The sequence below is a fragment of the Cupriavidus sp. LA-1 genome (assembly GCF_055385985.1).
The window spans coordinates 499,629-518,171 of the sequence record NZ_AP031388.1 but is presented as its reverse complement, the minus strand read 5'-3'; the positions used below and the strand labels follow the sequence as shown (position 1 = coordinate 518,171).

Below are 18,543 nucleotides of genomic sequence, written 5' to 3'. Positions count from 1 at the left end.
CCACAACGAAACAGGATGGAGACCATGAGGATCAGGCTTGAGAGGCTGATGCTGCCGGCGGCGCTGGGCATGCTGGCCGGCACCGCGCAGGCGGACGTGACGCTGTATGGCGTGGCCGATGCCAATATCGAATACGTCAACCACTTGTCGGCGACGCTGCCGACGCAGGCGGGCTTTCCGGGCCCGGGGCATAGCCGCGTGGCGCTGAGCTCCGGCGGCTTGTCCGGCTCGCGCTGGGGCCTGCGCGGCACCGAGGACCTGGGCGACAGCCTCAAGGCGGTGTTCGTGCTGGAGAGCGGCTTCGGCATCGACGATGGCCGCCTGACGCAATCCGGCCGGCTGTTCGGCCGCCAGGCTTTTGTCGGCCTGCAGAGCGAGCGCGCCGGCCGCCTGACCTTCGGGCGCCAGTACACGTCGATCTTCGATGCCTTCTCCAACTTCTCGCCCAGTGGCTATTCGACCCAGTATGAGCCGATCGCGGCGCAGCTGGGCCTGGACTTCCGCTCGGACAACAACGTCAAGTACGCAGGGACGTTCGGCGGGGTGACCGCCTTCGGCAACTATTCGTTCGGCAACGGCGTGTTCGGCGCCGGCGAGGTCGCGGGGCAATCGCGCCGGGATACGGGATATGGCGCCGGCCTCAACTACTTTGCCGGTGGCTTCGGCGCGGCGCTGGCGTTCAACCGCTACAACCCGACGCTGGCGACGGGCGGCGCCATCGGCAACTTCCGCAAGGCCGGCGCCGCGCTCAGCTATCGCACCGGTCCGGTCAAGCTGATGGGCGGCTATCGCTGGGGGCTCAACAAGTCGGCCGATGGCGCGACCATCGTGCGTGACGATTACTACTGGGCCGGCATCAACTACCGCGCCACCGCCAACCTGGACCTGACGCTTGCGTACTACTACGACGACGTCAAGGCGCTTGCCGGCAGCAATGTTAAGAACCCCTGGCAGGTGAGTTTTATCGCCGACTACAGCCTGTCAAAGCGTACCGATGTCTATCTGACCACGGCCTATGTCCAGCACGCCGGCATCAACTTCGATACCTCGGCGGTGAGCTTTGCCAACGGGTATTTCCTTGGCAGCGGGCATCGCAGCATGACGGCGGTGGCGGTGGGGATGCGGCACCGGTTCTGAGCGGTGGGGAACGGGCCGCCCCGTTTTGCCGGGGCGGCCCGCAAACCATCGGTTGACGGCGGCCCGGCGCTTGCTGGAGACGACTGACAAGGGTATCGACCTGATCGCGGAGCTGGTCGGGTCTGGATCCGCCGTTTTCTTCCGGCAGCACTTCACCCAGGCATTCGCCGTTTCTCCGTCTGCTTACCGCAAGCAGTTCGGCACCGCGGTGCCGCCGGACAGGTTCAGCTGACCTTCAGCAGGGAGGAGGCCACCGCGCGGATCTCCTCGAAATTGGTGACCAGCCCAAAGCTCAGCACGAACATGCCGGCATGGAACACACCCTGGTGCCGTCTGGAGAAATTCAGGATAGGTGTGGCGATCAGCTTGCGGTACCGCGTCTGAGTCAGCAACAGGCAAATGGATACACCGAGTATGGCCCCGCCCAGCACGTCGGTCGGAAAATGCAGTCCGACAAAAACACGTGCCATGCAGATAACCAGGACGGTATACGCCAGTGCCAGCATGCCAATTCCCCTGGACGCGACCATCACGCCGGTTGCCACGGCGCACCACAACATCGCGTGGTCGCTCGGGAATGAACTCCAGGTTCGCATGCCGTCGTCCGAGGCGAGGAGAAAGCGCAGTCCTACATCGGGGTTGGCCAGGGGACGGACACGGAATGGCAGCCAGGAAGCCAGGAAGCGCCCCAGCACCAACGCGCAAAAACCAGCGACGATCGCTGTGACCACGATTTCACGATCGCGCTGCTTGTCCTCGCCGTCGCGGAACCAGATCCACCACAACAAGGCAATCATGGGCACGCCGCGCAGCATATAGAACTGGGTCATGGCCAGCACTGCGCGGTCCAAGAGAGGCCAGCGGAAAGAAAACTGGTTCAGGAAGTGAATGATGGCGCCGTCGAATTCGTTCATCCCCAGCCTTTCTTGTAAGAGGATAGTGATCGGCAGTCACTTATCCACGTTCGGCGAGTATAGATTCGGATCATGCCTTGCCCAATGTGAAATATGTCATTTTGGTTAATTGGCGCACATATGTTGCAGCGCATCGAACAAAGGGCAGGTGGGCCACTCGCAATTTTGACGTTCTGCGAAGGCGGCATGTGCGCGTTCGTGACGGAATGCGGGGGAAGTGACCCGCGCGGTGCCCCGGGGCCTGGACCCGTTATGGGCGTTGCTGGACGCCACGCCGGAAGGGCAAGGACGGGTATCCGGAACGGGACTATGCCTGAAGTATCATTCTGGCTGACAAGCAAGTTTCGCTCGGTAGGCCTGCCAGTCATGGACTGCCACATCGCCGGAACCGATGCGCCCCCGGCAACGCTGCAAGCAAAGCGACGGCAGGGACGAAGCCTGCCGCCGCATTCTCCAGAGCGCCACGGACCTTCACCAAGGAAAGAAAAAAATAATGCAAGCGATCGATCCAGCCGCTGAACCAGTGAAAATCCGGGCCGTCGAGCCGGACGACTTCCCTGCCTGGAAAGTTCTCTGGGACGGCTATAACGCGTTCTACGGTCGGCACGGTGTCACCGCCTTGCCGGCGGAAATCACGCTCACGACCTGGTCACGTTTTTTCGACGCCTATGAGCCGGTGCACGCGTTAGTTGCGGAACAAGGCGGCGAGTTGATTGGGCTGGTGCATTTTCTCCTGCATCGAAGCACCATCCAAATCAATCCGAGCTGCTATTTGCAGGATCTGTTCACTGCCGAGGGTGCAAGGGGAAAGGGCGTCGCGCGTCGACTCATAGAGCAGGTCTATGCGCGCGCGAAGGCACTGGGCGTGCAGAGAGTGTACTGGCAGACTCACGAGACAAATACGACCGCCATGCGCCTTTACGATACCGTTGCGGAGAAATCCGGATTCGTCGTGTACCGCAAGCAGCTTTGAACGGCGGCGATTATGGAGGTCAGGGCTTCCCGCGTGTGGCAGTCTTTCCCCCTGTACAGAAACCCTCTCTGCGCAGCCCATGTACATCCTGATTACAGGCGCGGCCGGCTCTGGTACTTCGACCTTGGCTGCAGCCTATGCCGATGCCACGCAGTCTAAGGCCCTTGAAACGGATGACTACTTCTGGCGCCGCACGGATCCGCCATACCAGGAGAAGTACAAGGAGGACGAACGCCGCGCCGCGTTGCTGAGGGATCTGCGAGCTTGTCCGGATGCTGTCGTTGCTGGGGCGCTGATCGATTGGGGTGCGGAGCTCGAGGACGCTTTCGATCTCATCGTCTTTCTCTATCTTCCGACTGAGCTCCGATTGGCCCGCCTCAAACTACGGGAGGAGCGCCGCTTCGGCAAAGCCGATCCGGAGTTCCTTGCATGGGCAGCGCAATACGACGAGGGCACGGCGGAAGGCCGCAGTCTTGCACGGCACCGGCACTGGCTAATGAGCCGGAAATGTCCGGTGTATTACCTGGAAGGTGACTACTCGGTGGAAGAGAGGCTGCGGAGGCTTCTTGTGGCACGTCAGTCCATTGCGGTGGTAGCTCGATGAGCAGGCACTGGCGCCAACGACAGCAGATTCAAGTGATGTTTCGATCGCACATTCGCCAGACGGTGTCTGGCAAATTCGGTGAGCGGGCGATTTGCTGGACGCCCGGCGAATCCAATTTAACGTCCATGAGGGCTGCGAGACCAGACGGTGCCGAAGCACCGTCAGGCCAGCGCACTGGCTATGCCGCGAGCGGGCCAGCCGCCATCAAGGCATCCAGCTTTGCTTTCACCATTTCAAGCAGGCAGAGCGCGCTGAAGCACGCATCCGAGCGCACGCTTTGCTGCTCCAGCAGTACGAGTACGCCTTCAATGCCGGCGCGCACTTCATGCAGGCACGCGTTGGTTTCGATTGCATCGACCATTACTGACTCCTTACCAGGTTAATGCGCGCCACTCATTTGAAGGTGAGGGTGGCGGGCCAGACAGCGAGGGTGGAAACCCGGTCAGAACAGGGAAGAACCTGGCCAGCCTTGCAGCTGCCTCGCTCGGCCCGCCATAGAACCAAACATGTTCGTGCGAGCACAGGCGTTGCCGTTTGAAAGCGCAACGCCTGTCCCTGTTCCGACCTTCGGGTTTCCACGCCCGGTCATCGGCGATCCGATGACGCAGTCAGTATTTCCTGCCGGAGTCATGCAGGCGATAAGAGAAGTCGCATTCGGAAGGGGCGGGCGAAGCTTGCCGGAACGCAGGTGGGTGGGGAATCGCTGAGTATTGAAATGCGAGGTGGTCGCTGTATGGCAGGTTGCCATGCTTGACGGGCGTGGGCTGTTTCGCCGGCGTAGCTGGCGGGCCTCCTGCTTGTTGGCTTGCTTGGGGTATGTCGGTCGGGTTCAATGTTGTCGTAGGTTTTACGGCCTGGTTCCGCCCTGCTGGGCGGGTCACTTTTTGTCCGAGCGCCAAAAAGTAACCAAAAAACGCGTCGCCTCTGGCGGCTGGCCACCAATTCCACGGCGGGGGGGCTTCGAGCGGTGGTGATTTCCGTTCAATGGGATTGGTGGTTCGACCCTGCTACGCACCCTGTCTGTGCCTGCTTCCACGGACTATTGGACGAACCCGACTTTAGGCGGTTGGCAGCCTGCTAACCAAGTCGTCGGTCGGACGCCTTCGGCTGCGCTGCGCGCACGTCCTAACGCGGCAGAACCAGTGGCCACGTCCTGATTTTTTCCTTTGGCCCGGCATCATCCGCGACAACGCCGTGCGAGCGCAGCGACGCACTCCGTGCCCGAGCCCCCGACCTACGATACTGAGTGCGCGCAGCGCAGCCGTAGGCGTCCTACCGATAACCTCGTTAGCAGGTTGCCAACAGCCTAAAGTCGGGTTCGTCCAATAGTCCCTGGACGCAAGGCACATCCCGGGAGCGTAGCAGGGTCGAACCACCAACCCCACCGAACGGAAATCACCGCCGCAGGAACCACCCACACCGAGGAATTGGTGGCCAGCCGCCAGAGGCGACGCGTTTTTTGGTTACTTTTTGTCGCTCGGACAAAAAGTGACCCGCCCAGCAGGGCGGAACCAGGCCGTAAAACCTACGACAACATCGAACCCGACCGACACACCCAAGCAAGCCAACCAGCAGCAAACCTGCCGGCTACGCCGACGAAACAGCCCCAGCCAACACAGTACACCGCGAAAGGCCGCACCGAGTTGGAGGAAGGGCGGAGAGGCCCCAGCGCCTGCGCGGTGGGGTCGACAACATGTACAAAGGGAACCTTCAGCACTGACTCAATCTCGAGCGCCACCCGGTGCAGCACTACAGCTTCCCTTCGATCGACTTGCGTTCCATCCAGATTTCCTGCACGAACGGATCCGTGACGCCATAGATGCCATGCCCTTTGCGCATGATCAAGTTCGTCGCCATCAGTTCATTGACCACCGGCTGAGCCTCCTCGATACGGACTTCTCGTCCGATTGCTGCGGAGTACGCGGCGGCGGCTTCTGCGGAGAACAATCCGCGGGCGTCTCCGTCAGACAAGGCAATGCGATTGAAGATCGCGGTGGCTAACCCACCCAACTGTTCGAGCTTCATCAGTTCCAGATCCGCGGCGGTCGATCGGAGCGTGTTGGCGATGACAGGGAGGTGTTCATCCGGATCACTGCCCGGGGGCAGGTGAAAATGCAATTGCCGTAACGCCTTGATCATCTCTTCCGGACGGCTCCCCAACGTATGGAATGCCTGGACTGCTACCTCCCGTGAAGGAAGGGAACTGAACCCCTCTGCCAATAGGCGGCCCAGCAGGTACGCGACATAGTCTTCGCCCAGTACAGGGTAAGAGACCGAGGTGGCGCCAGCGAAAGCCTGATTGCGGCGTGCCGTGAGCTCGCCCACCAGCGCCCGGTGCGAGCCAGTGCCTACGAAGAGAAAGTACCCTGGCGTGCCGGGGCGCGGGTTTATGGCGTCGCGCGCGGCCTTGAGCGCCAACAGCATCCGGTTACCCTCGTCGGACGTAATGGCGTGCTGCACCTCGTCTACGATCAGCACGACGTTGGTTTTTGCCTTGTCGACCACCTCCGCCAGCACCTGTGCCAGCGTGGCTCCTCCGGGCTCGCCTACGCTGTCCAGCTTGAATCCGAATTTGAAGCCCAAGGCGCCGACGTCAGCGCCGGATACCCGCTTGAGGTGCTTGAGTGCATTGGAGCCAGGCCGCTCCAACTCGGTCAATGTCCTTTTCACCGCTGCCAGAATGAGTGCGGCGGGGCTGCGCTGGGTGTCGCTCCAGAGGTCGACATAGATCACGATCGCGCCGTCCGCCTCAAGAGCCGGAACGAGGTCATTGATCAAGAACGTCGTCTTGCCGGTGCGCCGCAGTCCGGACAAGAACAGGCCGGAGCGCAAACCTTCATCCAAGACCCCGGGGTGCAACAATTGCCGGGCCATCTGGTCGGCCAGTGCTGGGCGGCGATAGATGTTTGTCATGATGCACTTATTGTGAATTATTGGATTTCAATAATTATAGCCAAACAATAATTCGCAATAAACCATGTGCGTGGAAGGCGTCCATCCCGTTTGAGCGACGCAAAAGTATCTTCCTGACGGATGTACTCTGCCGTTACTCCGGGTTGTGCTCGCCCACTTGCGCCACAAAATCCTCTCCCTCCGGCAAGCCCAGCGAGAACTTCACCGGAAAATTCACAGCAATCCCGCTTTCCTCAGGCAGCGGCCGCACCACCGCCCGCGCCTGCACATGCGCATCCTCAAACAACGCGCCAGCCCCCAGCACCGGCGAGAACGGAATATCCAGCGGCCCGAAGAACTCCTCCCAATCGGCCAGGTCGCGCGTGCGGAACACCCCTGCCATCAAATCATTGACCTCCACCTTGTGCCCATACCGCCCGGCCCGCGTGGCAAAGCGCGGATCGCGCAAGGCCGGGAATTCTTCGCCCAGCGCCTCGCACAGGTTGACCCAGAACTTGTTCTCCAGGATGCCCATCGCCAGATGCCGGCCATCGCGCGTTTCAAAGAGATCGTTCTCCGGCATCACGGTAGGCGATGCCTGCGGCGATGCCTCATGCCCGCGCGCTGCCCACGCGCCATGGGCCGTCCACGACAGGATCGCGTCATGGATCGAGACATCCAGATGCTGCCCCTGCCCGTTCTGCCGCGCGCTCATGATCGCCACGGCAAGCGACAGTGCCGCGTAGCCGGAGGCGGCATAGTCCGATACCCGCACGCGTGGGCGCGAGACCGTGTCGTGCACCTGCACCGGCGTCGCCCAGTAGCCGGCCAGCGCCAGGTAGTTCAGGTCATGGCCGGCATGGCTGGCGTAGGGGCCAGTCTGACCGAAGCCGGACACCGAGCACAGCACGATGGCGGGATTGACCGCCGCCAGCGCTTCATAGCCCAGCCCGAGCCGCGCCATCACGCCGGGGCGGAAGCCTTCGACCACGGCGTCGGCATTGCGGACCAGTTCGAGAAAGGCGTCGCGGCCGGCATCGGTCTTCAGGTCCAGTGCGATCGAACGCTTGCCACGGTTGAACTGGGCAAACACCGTCGGGCCAAGCTGCCGTGCGGTATCGCCGGTGCCGGGCTGTTCGACCTTGATGACATCGGCGCCCAGTTGCCGCAGCAGGCTGCATGCGTGCGGGCCCGGCAGCAACTGGCTGATGTCGATGATGGTGACGTCCTTGAGGCAGGACCATTCTGGCTTCATGTCGGGCCTTTGCGGGAAGACAGCGAGGGAGAACGCCGCACGCGCGGGAAGGTGGCGTGCGGCGGGGGCGGGCAGGAGGCTCAGCCCAGGTCGCCGACCATGCCGATCGCCTGCATCAGCTCGCCGTAGCGGGTGTTGTCGCTGGCGACCATGGTGCCGAACTGCGCAGGCGAGGTGCTGCGGCGCAGCTCGCCGGCATTGGCCTTGAGCTGAGCGTCGAACACGCCTGCCGCCTGCAAGGCGCTGACTGCAGCGTGGAACTTCTGCGTTAGTTCGGCCGGGAAATTGGCCGGTGCGAACAGGCCGCTCCAGTTGTCGATGACAAAGCCCGGGGGCAGGGCTTCGGCCATGGTCGGCACGTCGGGGAAGAAGGGCGAACGGGCGGCGGCGGTGACGGCGAGCACCCTGACCTGGTTATTGCGCACGTACTGCGTCGCGGTGCCGAGCACCGGCATGCCGAACTGGGTTTGCCCGCCCATCATGGCGGTGATGATTTCCGGCGCGCCCTTGTAGGGAATATGCACGGCTTCGCAGCCGGTCTGATGCAGCATGGTTTCCACCGCAAGATGGGCGATGCTGCCCTTGCCACCGGAGCCGTAGTTGAACTTGCCTGGCGCCTTCTTCATCGCGGCGATCAGTTCGGCAGCGGTCTTGTAGGGCGACGAGACCGGCACCACCAGCGCGGACGGTCCGCCGGACAGCGCGGTGATCGGCGTGAAGTCATGCGCCGGGTCGTACGGCATCTTGCGGTACATATGCACGTTGATTACGTGCGTATTGGCCAGGATGCCCAAGGTATAGCCATCGGGCGCGGCACGGCGCAGCGCGCTGGCGCCGATGATGCCGCCGGCGCCGGGCATGTTCTCGACCACCAGCGGCTGGCCGAGTTTCTTGCCCAGCTCCGCCGACAGCGTGCGGGCCACGTTGTCGGGCGTGCTGCCGGCGATAAACGGAACGATCAGCCGGATCGGGCGGTTGGGGTAGCTGGATGATGCGATGGCGGCGCGGGCCGGCAGCAGCAGGCTGCCCAGCGCGGCGGCGCCGGCGGTGGCAAGCCAGTTTCGGCGGTTCATGCGTGGTCTCCGAGGTCTTGTCGTATGGTCCTGATGCCGGCGGCGATCGTGCCGCCGGCACGGTCAGGCCTTCTGCTGCTGCAGCGGTTCGAGGATGGCGCGCGCAATGGTGTTGCGCTGGATCTCGCTGGTGCCGGTGAAGATGCGGAACATGCGCAGCTTGCGGAAGGTCTGCTCCACCGGGTGGCCGCGCGTGACCCCGACATTGCCGTGGATCTGCACGGCCTTGTCCGCCACCTCGAAGCAGCGCTCCGAGACAAAGAGCTTGCACGCTGCGGCCTTCATGCGCAGGTCGGCGCCGGCATCGGCCAGCGCGGCGGTATGCGTAATCATGCTTTCGCAGGCCCACAGCGCGGCGGCCATGTCGGCCAGCATGTGCTGGATCGCCTGGAAACGCGCGATCGGCCCGCCGAACTGGCGGCGCCGGCCGGCATATTCCACCGACGACTCATACGCCCTGGTGGCCAGCCCCAGCATGGTGGGGCAGTGCAGCAGGCGGTTCACGTTGATGCGCGACATGCCCAGCTTGAAGCCGTTGCCTTCGCCGCCAAAGATATTGGCGCGCGGCACGCGCACGTTCTCGAAGCGGATGTCGCCGTCGATATGCTGGCCCGACATCGGCACGTATTCATTGGTCACGGTCACGCCCGGCAGGTCCAGGTCGACCAGCACTGCGGTGATGGCCGGGGGCGTGGTGGTGGCGTCGGTCACGCACATGACGATGGCAAAGTCAGCGAACGGCGCGCCGCTGATGTAGTGCTTGCCGCCGTTGATGACCAACTCATCGCCATCGGCCACGGCCGAGGTCCTGATGCTTTGCGCGTCGGAGCCGGAATGCGTTTCCGTGAGCGCGAAGCAGGTCGATTTCTCGCCGCGGATCACGGGCTCGAAGTAGCGCTTGAGCTGGTCCGGCGTGGCGTACTTGAGCATATTGCCCACGCGCGGCGGGCCGCCCAGGTCGCCCAGCACATGCGCGGCCAGCGTGGCGCCGCTGGCGGCCAGGTCGGCCTTGAGCGCGCATTGTTCCTGGATATTCAGGCCCTTGCCGCCCAGCGATGTCGGCAGGCAGGCGGCGTAGAAGCCCAGCTCGCTGGACCGGCGCCAGACATTGCGCAGGGTCTCGCGCGGCCACGGGTCTTCGGCGCCCAGGCCGAGCTCTTGTTCCAGCGGGCGCAATTCTTCGTCGATAAATCTGCGGATGCCGGCGCGGGTTTCCAGCAGTACGGGATTGGTCAGATGATCGAACATGGCGGTTTCCTTCAGCTCAGTTCTCAATTCACGCGGCGCCCGACGCCTTGCCAGTAGCGTTCGCGCACGATCTTGCGGGCCAGCTTGCCGCTGGCGTTCTTGGGCAGCTCGGCGACAAAATCCACCGAGCGCGGCGACTTGTAGTCGGCAATGCGCTCGCGGCAGTGCGCGATCAGCTGCTGCGCGGTGGCCTCACGCCCGGGGCGCAGCGTGACCACGGCCTTGACGCTTTCGCCCCAGGTGTCGTCCGGCACGCTGATGACGCAGGCTTCGAGCACATCGGGGTGCTGGTACAGCGTCGCTTCGACTTCAGTCGGATAAACGTTGAAGCCGCCGGAGATGATCATGTCCTTCTTGCGGTCGACCAGGTACAGGTAGCCGGCCTCGTCCACGCGCGCCATGTCGCCGGTGTGCAGCCAGCCGTCGATGACGGTCTCGCGCGTCAGTTCGGGCTCGTTAAAGTAGCCGTGGAACACGTCTTCGCCGCGGATCACCAGTTCGCCGATCTCGCCCACGGCGACTTCGTTGCCTTGCTCGTCGACCACGCGCACTTCGGTCTCGCCCAGGGCGCGGCCGCACGAGGCCAGGCGTTCGGGGTGGTTGGCGATGGCGTCGGCATGGTCGATGGTGGACAGGCGCGTGACGCCGGAAGTCGATTCGCTGGCGCCATAGCCTTGCGACAGGATCGGGCCGATGCGCTCCCAGGCCTCGCGGATGCGCGCCGGCGCCATCGGGGCGGCGCCGTAGGCCAGGGTCTTCAGGCTGGACAGGTCGGCCTGCGCCAGTGTGGGTTCGGCCAGCAGCATGTTGATCATGGCCGGGACCATGAAGACATGGGTGATGCGCAGGCGCGCCACCTCGGCCAGGAAGTGCGCGGGCTCGAATTTCTCGAACAGCACCAGCGTGGCGCCCAGGTACAGGTAGGGCTGCATCAGCATACCGGAGGCGTGCGTGACCGGGCCGATCAGTGCCAGCCGGTCGCCGGGGCGGGCGGGGCGGTCCATGCCGGTCACCATCTTGCGCAGCGCCGCCATGCGGTTGCCGTAGCTCTGCATGGCAGCCTTGATCTTGCCGGTGGAGCCCGACGAAAAATGCAGCACGGCCAGGTCGTCGGCCGCCGGGGCGATCTCCGGCAGCGTGGTGCCGGCGTTGGCCAGCAGTGCTTCATATTCGACATAGCCCGCCGGGGCATCGCCGATGGTGATAAAGGTCTCGATGCTGCCGAAGCCCGCCGTGGTGCGCGCATAGCCGGTGTAGCCGGGGCCGGCGATCAGCACGCGCGGGGTGCAGTTCTCGACCACGTCGCTGGCCTCGGCCGCGGTGAAGCGCGGGTTGAGCGCCGCCTTGACCAGCCCGGACTTGTACAGCGCGCACTCCAGCTCGACCAGCTCGGGCCGGTTGCGCGACTGCACCGCGACGCGGTCGCCGGGCCGCAGGCCCAGTGCCAGCAGCGCATTGGCCAGGCGCGTGGAGCGTTCGTCCAGCTGGCGATAGGTCACCACCCGGTCCTGGTAGAGGATGGCGGGCTGGTCGCCCCAGTAGCGCGCGGCGCGGCGCAGGAAATACGCGAAACCCATGCTGTCTCCGTTGATGCTTGATGATTCTGGCGAGCGTTTTAGCGTGTGCTCATGCGCCGTAGTCTGTAAGATGGCAGGCATCACCACAATGACGCATTGGCTATAAAGTCATAACCATCAGGAATGTGAGGCAATGGAGACGCGGGATATCGAATACATCCTCGCCGTGGCGGCGCATGGCGGCATCGGCCGGGCGGCCGATGCGCTGGGCATCAGCCAGCCGGCGCTGACCAAGGCGGTGCAGCGGGTGGAGACGCAGGCCGGGCTGCCGCTGTTCGAGCGCACCGCCAACGGCATGACCGCCACCTATGCGGGCACGCGCTTCCTGGAGCGCGCACGGCGCATCCAGCTGGAATACGAGGACGGCATCAAGGAGATGCTGGGCATCCGCACTGGCGAGCAGGGCGTCCTGCGCGTGGGCTATTCGCCGTCAATCCCGGGTGGCGTGATCCTGGGCGCTTGCCGGCAACTGATGCGCGAGCGGCCCGTGGCACGGCTGCGGCTGCGGCGCCGGCTGGCGCGGGACCTGCTGGACCTGCTGGCGGCCGGGGACCTGGACGTCGCCGTGGCGCCGACACCGTCCGGCGCGCTGGCGACCGCCTTTGCGGTGCAGCCGCTCTTTGACGACCGGCTGGTGGTGGTGGCTGACGAGGGTCACGCCTTGCTGCGGCGGCGCAAGCTGCGCCTGGTGGATCTGGCGGACCAGGAGTGGCTGCTGCCCGAAGGGCATATCACGCTGCGCCAGCAGGTGGACGCGGCGTTCCGCCAACACGGCCTGCCGGAGATCAAGCCGCGCATCGAGATCGACTTTGGCAGCACCTCGCTGTTCGCGCTGATGCAGGGCACGCAGATGCTGAGCATCGCCAATGAAGGCGGCGATGCCATGCAGCACGGCCTGCGTGCGCTGCCGCTGGGCGTGGAAGAACTGGACCTGCGCCGCAACATCGGCGTGATCTCGCGCGAGGGCGCCTACCTGTCGCCGCTGGCGCAGCGCCTGACGGTGCTGCTGCGCGAGCACAGCCGCTGAGCCGGCGCCGGCGGGATTCGGCTACTGCAGCGGGATCTTTGCCACCGCCGCCAGCCGCTTCCAGCGCTGGATTTCGTCCTTCTGGTACTGCCGCATCTCGGCCGGCGACGACAGGATCAGCCTGGTCGACTGACGCGTGTAGTAGTCGCGCACATCGGGGGCACTGCCGGCCTGCGCGAACAGGTCCAGCAGCCGTTTCACCACTGCCGGCGGGGTCTTTACCGAGACCGCCGCGGCCACCCAGTTGTAGGCCAGGAAGTCCGGCAGGCCGGCCTCGACGATGGAGGGCACGTCCGGCAGCAGCGGCGAGCGCTGCGGCGCGGTATAGGCCAGCGCGCGGACCTTGCCGCCGCGGACCAGTTCGATGGCGCCGGTGGCGTCCACCACGGCAAAGTCGACATTGGCGGCCATCACGCCGTTGATGGCGTCGCCCGCGCCTTTGTACGGCACGGCGGTGGTTTTGGTCCGGGCCAGTTCGTTGAGCCATTCCGAATAGAGTGTGTAGGAGATCGAGCCCGAACCGTAGTTGAGCGCACCTGGGCGCTTGCGGGCATCTTCCAGCAGTTCCGTCAGCGTGCGGTAGGGCGAATTTGCCGGCACGATGATCACGCATGGCCCGCGCGACAGCAGCGTGATCGGCGCGAAGTCCGTCAACGGGTCATACGGCAGCTTGCGGAAGGTGGCGGCATTGGTCGACAGCGTGGAATTGCTGCCGATAAAGACGGTGTAGCCGTCGGGCGGCGCGTTCAGCGCGGTCTGCACGCCGATAAAGCCGTTGCCGCCGGGCTTGTTCTCCACCACCACGCCCTGGCCGGTCAGCTCGCCGATCTTCTTGGCGAACATGCGCGCGGTGGTGTCGGTGCCGCTGCCGGAAGGGAAGGGCACGATGAAGCGGATCGGGCGAGCCGGGAAGGCGTCGGCGGGTTCGGCGGCGAAGGCCGCCGGCGGCGCTGCCGTGCCGATGGCCGCCAGCGCGGCAGCAGCCAGTCCAAGAAAGCGGCGGCGTGAACGGAAGGAAAGTGGCATGGTGTCTCCTGAGCGTGGAAAGCCCGGCGTGTTTCCGCCGGTGCAAGGGGATAAACGCGGGCTCAGCGGCGCAGGCCGAGCAGGTCGCGGGCGATGACCCAGCGGTGCACCTCGCTGGGCCCTTCATAGATGCGCATCAGGCGGGTCTCGTTGGCCATCTGCTGCAGCGGCAGCTCCTTGGTCATGCCCATCGCGCCGAAGGTCTGCATGGCATGGTCGATCACGTCCCAGGCCATCTCGGTGGCGAACACCTTGATCATCGATACCTGCGTGCGCGCCTCGTCGCCCGCGTCGATGCGGCTGGCGGCTTCATAGGTCATCAGGCGGCAGGCGTGGATGCGCGTGGCGGCGTCGGCCACCCACCACTGGATCGCCTGGCGCTGCGCCAGCGGCGCGCCAAAGGTCTGGCGCTGCGGCGCGTACTCGCAGATCATGTCCAGCGCCCGCTGCGCCCGGCCGATGCACCACGCGGCCATCTGCACGCGGCGCGTGGACAGCCGCGCCTGCATCGGCGCAAAGCCCTGGCCTTCGGTGCCCAGCAGCTGCGCGGCGGGGATGCGGCAGTCCTCCAGCACCACCTCGTAAGTCGATGCCCCGCCGATCATCGGGATGCGGCGCTCCACGCGCAAGCCCGGCGTGCCGCGCTCGACGATAAAGGCCGAGATGCCGCCGCGCGCGCCCCTGGCCTTGTCGGTCACGGCCATGACGATGGTCCAGTCGGCGCGGGCGGCGCGGCTGATCCAGATCTTGCGGCCGTTCAGCACCCAGTGGTCGCCATCGCGCTCGGCGCGCGTGGTCATCATGGCGGGGTCGCCGCCGGCGCCGGGCTCGGAGATGGCGATGGCCGACACGGTCTCGCCGCGCGCGTAGGGGGCCAGGTAGCGTTCGCGCTGGCCCTCGCTGGCGGTCAGCATCAGCATGCGCAGGTTGGGCGAGTCGGGCGGCAACTCGTAGGGCGTGATGGTCTTGCCCAGTTCTTCATTGACGCCCACCATCGCCACCGCCGGCAGGTCGGAGCCGCCCATCTCTGTGGGCGCATCCAGGCCCCACAGGCCCAGTTCACGCGACATCCCGTCAAGCCGCGCGTGCTCTTCCGGCAGCAGCGTCATCTGCCCGCCAGCGGCTTCGCGCGCCAGCACCGCCGGTTCGAGCGGGATCAGCTGCTCGCGCACAAAGCGCGCGACCAGGTCCTTGAGCATCCGGTGTTCTTCGTCCAGTTCAAAGTTCATGACTGTGTCCTCCTGATTCGTTATCGCTGGCTGGCGCGCTTCGCGATGCCCAGTTCCTGCAAGACCTCGGCGGTGTGTTCGCCCAGCGCCGGTGCATGGCGGCGCAGCGACAGCGGCGTGGCCGAGAAGCGCGCAGCGGGCCGCACTTCGCGCAGCGGGCCTTCGGTGGGGTGCTGCGTTTCCTGGAACAGGCCGACGGCGCGCAGGTGCGGGTGGTCGACCAGCGCGTCCAGGCCGTAGATCGGCGTGGCGGGGATATCGAGCGACTCGAACAACTGCATCCACTCGCCGGTGGTGCGCGCCGGCGTCAGCTCGGCCAGGTGGCCATACAGCGCGCGGATATTGGCGTTGCGCTGCGCGCGGTCGGCCACCTCGTAGCGCTCGGCCAGGTCGTCGCGGCCCACCGCGCGGAAGAAGGCCTGCCAGTGGCGCTCGGTGTAGGGCAGGGCGCAGATCCAGCCGTCGCGGGTCGGCGCGGGGCGGCGCCCGCCTTGCAGCAGGCGGGCGTAGCCGGCGCCAGTGGGTGCGGGGTCGAAGGTCAGGCCGCCCAGGTGCTCGGCCATCACGAAAGCGGCCATGGTCTCCAGCATCGGCACCTCCACCGACTGGCCGACGCCGTGGCGCTCGCGGTACAGCAGGGCGGCCAGCACGGCATTGGCCAGCGCCAGCCCGGTGGTCTTGTCGGCAAGCAGGCTGGGCACGTACTCCGGGCGCTCGCCGGTGGTGGTGCCCAGCGCGACCAGCCCGCAGCCGGCCTGGATGATGTCGTCGAAGGCCGGCTTGTCGCGGTGCGGGCCGTCCTGGCCGAAGCCGGTGGCCACGCAGTAGACGATGCGCGGGTTGATGCGCGCCACCTCGGCATAGCCAAAGCCCAGCCGCTCGATCGCGGCCACGCGCATGTTGTGCACCAGCACGTCGGCGCCGGCGATCAGCCCGCGCAGCGCCTCGGCGCCCTCAGCGCTCTTCAGGTCGAGCACGACCGAGCGCTTGTTGCGGTTCAGCGCCAGGTAGATCGAGCTCATGCCGGGGTGCTGCGAGACGCCGTTGGCGCGCATCAGGTCGCCCTCGGGGCCTTCGACCTTGATCACGTCGGCGCCAAAGTCGGCCAGCACCTGCGTGGCCAGCGGGCCGAGCACGACCGCGGTGAGGTCCAGCACGCGGATGCCGTCCAGCGGGCCGGCCGGGGTGGCCCGGGTGTCTTGTTCGCTCATCAGGCTTACTCCCTCAACGGCGCTTGAACACCGGGGCACGGCGCGCGGCCATGGCGGCCACCCCCTCGCGGAAGTCTTCGCTGCGGAACTGTCCGTGCTGGATCGCCAGCTCACGCTGGTTGATCTCGGCGATGCGGTCGGCCAGCCCTTCGCGCAGGGTGGCGCGCGTGGATTCCACGGCCAGCGGGGCGGATGCGGCAATCTCCTGCGCCAGGGCCATGGCGCGGGCGTTGACCTCGGCCTTGGGCACCAGTTCGTCGGCCAGGCCGATCTCGACCGCATCGGCACCGGTGATGCGCCGGCCGGTGTAGAACAGCAGCGCGGCCTGTTGCTCGCCCACCAGCCGCGGCAGCGTCAGGCTCATGCCGAAACCGGGGTGGAAGCCCAGCCGATTGAAGTTGGCGCTGAAGCGCGCCTCGGCGCAGGTCACGCGGAAGTCCGCCACCAGCGCCAGCCCCATGCCGGCGCCGATGGCGGCGCCTTCCACCGCGGCCACGATGGGTTTGCGGTTGCGGTAGAGCTTCATCGCATGTGCGTAGAAGCCGGCCGGGTCGTTGGCCACCTCGCCCTGGTCGGCGCCGCTGAAGTCCGCGCCGGCGCAGAACGCGCCGACGCCGGAGGCCAGCACGATGGCGCGGCATTCGTCGTCATCGTCAAGCGCCTGCAGGGTGTCGGCCAGGCGCCGCATGATGTCGGCATCGACAAAGTTGTGCGGCGGGCGGGACAGGACAATGCGGGCGACGTGGCCCTCGCGGGTGACCTGGAGATCGGCTTGGGATGACATGCTGGGCGCTCCTCTGTGGTGTGCCGGCTGGTTCGGTTTCAGGGCCGGAATGCACACAGTATTCGCGCTGCGCCACCGCACCGCTATACTCAAATTTCACTAACTGAAATTATGGACGATGCCGGACCCTGTGCTGCCAGAGGCCTCCACCCGCCGCGTGACCCACCAGACCGGCCGCTTCACCCGCGACACCGCGGGCAGCCAGTCGCTGGAGCGCGGGCTGGTACTGCTGCGGGCCTTCCGGGTCGGCACCACCAGCCTGACCAATGCCGAGCTGGCGGCGCGCACCGGCCTGCCGCGCCCCACCGTCAGCCGGCTGACACGCTCGCTGGTGGATGCCGGGTTCCTGCGCTATGACGTCAACGAGCGCGCCTACCGGCTGGCGCCGGTGGTGCTGAGCCTGGCCGACGCCTTCCACCAGTCCAGCCGCGCGCCGGACATTGCCCTGCCGCTGATGCGCAAGGTGGCCGAGGCCGGCAAGGTCAACGTGGGGCTGGCCGTGGGGGACCAGCTGGAGATGGTGTACCTGGCATCGATCCGGCACAGCCGCGACAGCGTGTCGCGCACCCGGCGCGTGGTGCCGGGCTCGCGCGTGCCGATGGAGATGACGGCGATCGGGCTGTCATGGCTGGCGGCGCAGCCGGAAGGGGTGCGGGAGGATCTGCTGGCTGGCATCGCCGCGCGCCAGGGTGAAGCCTGGGCCGGCATGCGGGCGCAGGTGCTGCGCGGCATTGCGCAGGCGCAACGGCGCGGCTACTGCACCGCGGCCTACCAGCCCGGACATCTGCTGGCCGTGGGGGCCGCTTTCTCTGGCCCGGACCAGCAGCTGTACGGGCTCAATATCAGCTTCCCGTACAGCGAGAGCGAGCGCAGCCGCGACAACGCCCGCTATGCGGTCCAGCTGGCGCGGCTGGTGGCGGACATCCGGGAAGCCTGGCGGCGCGCCGCTGGGTAGCCTGCCCTGGCGACAAAGCCAGTCAATCCTGCACAGTGACGATGGTCACGCGACGATTCTCGGGTGCAGCGGGGTTTTGCAGATTCAGCGGCTCGGTAGATCCTTTGCCAAGCGGCGTCAGGCGGTCCGCGGCGACCCCCCCTTCGGCTGTGAGGTACTCCGCCACTTTCACCGCGCGGCTCTCGGATAGCTTCAAGTTGGTATTGGCCGAGCCGCGTGGGTCCGCATGCCCTTCAATACGGAACTTGTATGGTGAGAGCCTTTCCGAGCGCAGCGCGCGGGCGACCTTGCTGAGCGCGGCACGCGCACCTTCGGTCAGTTTCGAAGAATTGCTCTTGAATGTGATCAGCAACTGTGCGGATGGATCCTTGATCGGCCTGGCAGCTTCCGGCGCCGCATGGATATCGCGGTGCATGATGCCAAGCGTCTGATCCCTGTCGGTCTCCCCTGCCGGAGTCAGGGCATTGGTGATGGTCTCCTCGTTGATGTCCTGCTCGTTCATGATCCTGTCGTCGGCGCGAGCGGCAGGCCAGGCAGCCAGGATGCAGAGCGCCATGATCGGCATGCGCAGCCAGCGCTGCACACCGAAAGTGACATGCGTGATCTTTGCCATGTTGGATCTCCAGGTATTTGCGTGC

General features: G+C 65.7%; 18 protein-coding genes. 6 read left to right on the top strand and 12 right to left on the bottom strand.

The features are described from left to right. Positions 1 to 24 precede the first annotated feature (24 nt). Together ACZ5MJ_RS21480 and ACZ5MJ_RS21475 are read left to right on the top strand one after the other, a co-directional pair. A complete protein-coding gene (locus tag ACZ5MJ_RS21480; protein ID WP_464225663.1) occupies positions 25 to 1,137 on the top strand; it encodes a porin in 1,113 nt (370 codons plus the stop codon). A gap of 70 nt (positions 1,138 to 1,207) precedes the next feature. Next, positions 1,208 to 1,369, top strand: coding sequence for a hypothetical protein (locus ACZ5MJ_RS21475; protein ID WP_464225662.1), 162 nt, complete (start codon positions 1,208 to 1,210; stop codon positions 1,367 to 1,369). Here the strand turns inward: ACZ5MJ_RS21475 and ACZ5MJ_RS21470 are convergent. Then, positions 1,362 to 2,051, bottom strand: coding sequence for a phosphatase PAP2 family protein (locus tag ACZ5MJ_RS21470; protein ID WP_464225661.1), 690 nt, complete (start codon positions 2,049 to 2,051; stop codon positions 1,362 to 1,364). The genes ACZ5MJ_RS21475 and ACZ5MJ_RS21470 overlap by 8 nt on opposite strands. Before the next feature lie 493 nt (positions 2,052 to 2,544). Here ACZ5MJ_RS21470 and ACZ5MJ_RS21465 point away from each other — a divergent pair, with 493 nt between their 5' ends. Continuing rightward, positions 2,545 to 3,024 carry an N-acetyltransferase family protein gene (locus ACZ5MJ_RS21465; protein ID WP_464225660.1) on the top strand — a complete coding sequence of 160 codons (480 nt, stop codon included), beginning with the start codon at positions 2,545 to 2,547 and terminating at the stop codon, positions 3,022 to 3,024. 79 nt (positions 3,025 to 3,103) lie between these two features. Further along, the gene (locus ACZ5MJ_RS21460; RefSeq protein WP_464225659.1) at positions 3,104 to 3,628 is read left to right on the top strand and encodes an AAA family ATPase; all 525 of its coding nucleotides are present in this window, start codon (positions 3,104 to 3,106) and stop codon (positions 3,626 to 3,628) included. 178 nt (positions 3,629 to 3,806) lie between these two features. On the opposite strand, the gene ACZ5MJ_RS21455 is transcribed toward ACZ5MJ_RS21460, so the two are convergent. The 6 genes from ACZ5MJ_RS21455 to ACZ5MJ_RS21430 form a co-directional block, all read right to left on the bottom strand. After that, entirely contained in the window at positions 3,807 to 3,989 is a 183-nt protein-coding gene (locus ACZ5MJ_RS21455) for a DUF1484 family protein (RefSeq protein ID WP_078199594.1), read from the bottom strand. Between the two features lie 1,388 nt (positions 3,990 to 5,377). After that, the gene (locus ACZ5MJ_RS21450) at positions 5,378 to 6,541 is read right to left on the bottom strand and encodes an AAA family ATPase (protein WP_432262231.1); all 1,164 of its coding nucleotides are present in this window, start codon (positions 6,539 to 6,541) and stop codon (positions 5,378 to 5,380) included. Between the two features lie 133 nt (positions 6,542 to 6,674). Next, positions 6,675 to 7,775 (bottom strand): CaiB/BaiF CoA transferase family protein, encoded by a 1,101-nt coding sequence (locus ACZ5MJ_RS21445; protein ID WP_464225658.1) that lies wholly within the window; start codon positions 7,773 to 7,775, stop codon positions 6,675 to 6,677. An 80-nt stretch (positions 7,776 to 7,855) separates the two neighbouring features. Further along, positions 7,856 to 8,848 carry a tripartite tricarboxylate transporter substrate binding protein gene (locus ACZ5MJ_RS21440; RefSeq protein ID WP_464225657.1) on the bottom strand — a complete coding sequence of 331 codons (993 nt, stop codon included), beginning with the start codon at positions 8,846 to 8,848 and terminating at the stop codon, positions 7,856 to 7,858. A 63-nt stretch (positions 8,849 to 8,911) separates the two neighbouring features. Beyond that, the gene (locus ACZ5MJ_RS21435; RefSeq protein WP_464225656.1) at positions 8,912 to 10,096 is read right to left on the bottom strand and encodes an acyl-CoA dehydrogenase family protein; all 1,185 of its coding nucleotides are present in this window, start codon (positions 10,094 to 10,096) and stop codon (positions 8,912 to 8,914) included. Positions 10,097 to 10,119: 23 nt separating this feature from the next. Beyond that, on the bottom strand, positions 10,120 to 11,673 hold the full coding sequence (locus ACZ5MJ_RS21430) for an AMP-binding protein (RefSeq protein WP_464225655.1): 1,554 nt from the start codon (positions 11,671 to 11,673) through the stop codon (positions 10,120 to 10,122). Between the two features lie 133 nt (positions 11,674 to 11,806). On the opposite strand from ACZ5MJ_RS21430, the gene ACZ5MJ_RS21425 reads away from it, so the two are divergent. Continuing rightward, positions 11,807 to 12,700, top strand: a complete 894-nt coding sequence (locus ACZ5MJ_RS21425; RefSeq protein WP_464225654.1) for a LysR family transcriptional regulator — start codon at positions 11,807 to 11,809, stop codon at positions 12,698 to 12,700. Positions 12,701 to 12,721: 21 nt separating this feature from the next. Here ACZ5MJ_RS21425 and ACZ5MJ_RS21420 read toward each other — a convergent pair whose 3' ends face one another. The 4 genes from ACZ5MJ_RS21420 to ACZ5MJ_RS21405 form a co-directional block, all read right to left on the bottom strand. Further along, positions 12,722 to 13,726, bottom strand: coding sequence for a Bug family tripartite tricarboxylate transporter substrate binding protein (locus tag ACZ5MJ_RS21420; RefSeq protein ID WP_464225653.1), 1,005 nt, complete (start codon positions 13,724 to 13,726; stop codon positions 12,722 to 12,724). Between the two features lie 62 nt (positions 13,727 to 13,788). After that, positions 13,789 to 14,955 carry an acyl-CoA dehydrogenase family protein gene (locus tag ACZ5MJ_RS21415; RefSeq protein WP_464225652.1) on the bottom strand — a complete coding sequence of 389 codons (1,167 nt, stop codon included), beginning with the start codon at positions 14,953 to 14,955 and terminating at the stop codon, positions 13,789 to 13,791. A 20-nt stretch (positions 14,956 to 14,975) separates the two neighbouring features. Beyond that, positions 14,976 to 16,166, bottom strand: coding sequence for a CaiB/BaiF CoA transferase family protein (locus ACZ5MJ_RS21410; RefSeq protein WP_464225651.1), 1,191 nt, complete (start codon positions 16,164 to 16,166; stop codon positions 14,976 to 14,978). A gap of 13 nt (positions 16,167 to 16,179) precedes the next feature. After that, positions 16,180 to 16,950 carry an enoyl-CoA hydratase/isomerase family protein gene (locus ACZ5MJ_RS21405; protein WP_464225650.1) on the bottom strand — a complete coding sequence of 257 codons (771 nt, stop codon included), beginning with the start codon at positions 16,948 to 16,950 and terminating at the stop codon, positions 16,180 to 16,182. 118 nt (positions 16,951 to 17,068) lie between these two features. Between ACZ5MJ_RS21405 and ACZ5MJ_RS21400 the strand changes: the two genes are divergently transcribed. Next, positions 17,069 to 17,905 carry an IclR family transcriptional regulator gene (locus tag ACZ5MJ_RS21400; RefSeq protein WP_464225649.1) on the top strand — a complete coding sequence of 279 codons (837 nt, stop codon included), beginning with the start codon at positions 17,069 to 17,071 and terminating at the stop codon, positions 17,903 to 17,905. A 22-nt stretch (positions 17,906 to 17,927) separates the two neighbouring features. Here ACZ5MJ_RS21400 and ACZ5MJ_RS21395 read toward each other — a convergent pair whose 3' ends face one another. After that, positions 17,928 to 18,518 carry an OmpA family protein gene (locus ACZ5MJ_RS21395; protein ID WP_464225648.1) on the bottom strand — a complete coding sequence of 197 codons (591 nt, stop codon included), beginning with the start codon at positions 18,516 to 18,518 and terminating at the stop codon, positions 17,928 to 17,930. Positions 18,519 to 18,543 lie beyond the last annotated feature (25 nt).